We start from the raw sequence: 273 nt of genomic DNA on the forward strand, positions 1-273 counted from the left end.
CTGAACCAGGCGGAGATAGGGGTGGTGGAGGGGCGGTGGAAGGACATTTCCGATGTGCTTCCGTTGGCTCCTCTGCAGGAAGGTCTGCTGTTCCACGCTCTGTATGACGAGCAGGCGTTGGACGTCTATACGACGCAGTTGTCTTCGCTGGTGGAAGGGCGTTTGGACCCGGCGGTGCTGAGGGCTGCTGCGTCGGTGGTCGTGGACCGGCATGCGAATCTGCGTGCGGGTTTCGCCTACGAGGGTCTGCGGCAGCCGGTCCAGGTCATCCCC

Annotated in this window: 1 protein-coding gene; it reads left to right on the forward strand. The window is 63.4% G+C overall.

Going from position 1 to position 273, the window contains the following annotated elements; genetic code table 11:
* The coding region (locus tag ADK52_RS12910; protein WP_324615910.1) for a condensation domain-containing protein at window positions 1–273 on the forward strand (273 nt) is incomplete at both ends.

Source organism: Streptomyces sp. WM6372 (genome assembly GCF_001279655.1).
GTDB lineage: Bacteria > Actinomycetota > Actinomycetes > Streptomycetales > Streptomycetaceae > Streptomyces.